Origin of the sequence: Methylobacterium sp. E-016 (assembly GCF_022829745.1) — a bacterium.
GTDB lineage: Bacteria > Pseudomonadota > Alphaproteobacteria > Rhizobiales > Beijerinckiaceae > Methylobacterium.
Window position 1 is genome coordinate 1 of record NZ_JAKSYF010000003.1, and the last position, 1,657, is coordinate 1,657.

Below are 1,657 nucleotides of genomic sequence, written 5' to 3' on the forward strand. Positions count from 1 at the left end.
TGTGGATGACGTCAAGTCCTCATGGCCCTTACGGGATGGGCTACACACGTGCTACAATGGCGGTGACAGTGGGACGCGAAGGAGCGATCTGGAGCAAATCCCCAAAAACCGTCTCAGTTCGGATTGCACTCTGCAACTCGAGTGCATGAAGGCGGAATCGCTAGTAATCGTGGATCAGCATGCCACGGTGAATACGTTCCCGGGCCTTGTACACACCGCCCGTCACACCATGGGAGTTGGTCTTACCCGACGGCGCTGCGCCAACCGCAAGGAGGCAGGCGACCACGGTAGGGTCAGCGACTGGGGTGAAGTCGTAACAAGGTAGCCGTAGGGGAACCTGCGGCTGGATCACCTCCTTTCTAAGGATGCAGCTTTAGTGACGATCGGCACGCTTCGTGTTTGCCGGTCCGCTCCTCTTGCCGCGTCATTGGATACATGGGGCTAGTCTTAGCCCCGCTATGCGGGACGGTGCCGTCCTCGTTTCTCTTTCTCATTATCCGGACTGTCAGCCGGCATCCTCCGAGCGGGGTTGTTCTTGGCTGGCACGGGCCTGTAGCTCAGGTGGTTAGAGCGCACCCCTGATAAGGGTGAGGTCGGACGTTCGAGTCGTCCCAGGCCCACCAATTTGGGATGCTCGTGATCGGGGACATAGCTCAGCTGGGAGAGCGCGTGCTTTGCAAGCATGAGGTCGTCGGTTCGATCCCGTCTGTCTCCACCATTTTTTTGGGACTTGGCGCAGCGCGAGCTGCGACGTCTCAGAATGAGGGCAGGCCCAAGTTCCAAAGCATCCGGATAAACCAGTTTGCGCGAGCCAGGGCATCAATCCGGCTCAGTGCGCAAAACCAATCGACATCGTGAAGAGGGAATGTGGCCGTCTGCGGCAGCGAAAGCTGGTCCGGGACGGTTATGTTCGGCAAGCAACTGTTCTTCTGCCGGAAACGGCAGGGGAACTGGTCTTTTTGTGACCGTGTCGCCTGACCGGAGCCGCTTTGCAGCGGCTGCCGGTCAGAGCGGACATCGATCACGAGAGCGATCAAGTGCCTTAAGAGCATTCGGTGGATGCCTTGGCGCTGAGAGGCGATGAAGGACGTGGTACGCTGCGATAAGCCTTGGGGAGCTGCGAACGAGCTTTGATCCAGGGATTTCCGAATGGGGAAACCCACCTTCGACCTTTCGTATTGTGGCTGCAGATCTTTGATCTGCGGCTTCACTACGATTGGTCACATGAAGGTATCAAATCCTGAATACAATAGGGGTTTGAAGCGAACCCGGGGAACTGAAACATCTCAGTACCCGGAGGAAAGGACATCAACGAGACTCCGTTAGTAGTGGCGAGCGAACGCGGACCAGGCCAATGCCTGAGTGGAGTTTACCGGAACGGTCTGGAAAGGCCGGCATGATGGGTGACAGCCCCGTACGGGACGGACGACATTCGGGATACGAGTAGGGCGGGACACGTGAAATCCTGGTTGCACAGGACCGTGATCCCGTAATGCTTGTTGATGCGCAGGAGCGAATCCATCACCACGCGCGTGTTGCGCGGATCCAGCGAGGCGATCGGCTCGTCGGCCAGGATGATCTCGGGCTCCTGCACGAGGGCGCGCGCGATGGCGACGCGCTGCTGCTGGCCGCCGGACAGGTTGTCGGTGCGCTCGGC

General features: G+C 58.8%; 2 tRNA genes and 2 rRNA genes. All 4 read left to right on the forward strand.

Annotated elements, in window-relative coordinates:
• Nucleotides 1-359: ribosomal RNA gene (locus MKK68_RS00075) — 16S ribosomal RNA — on the forward strand; the annotation flags it as partial.
• A gap of 187 nt (nucleotides 360-546) precedes the next feature.
• Nucleotides 547-623 (forward strand) — tRNA-Ile (locus MKK68_RS00080).
• A gap of 19 nt (nucleotides 624-642) precedes the next feature.
• Nucleotides 643-718, forward strand: a tRNA-Ala gene (locus MKK68_RS00085).
• A 313-nt stretch (nucleotides 719-1,031) separates the two neighbouring features.
• Nucleotides 1,032-1,657 (forward strand): 23S ribosomal RNA (locus tag MKK68_RS00090); the annotation flags it as partial.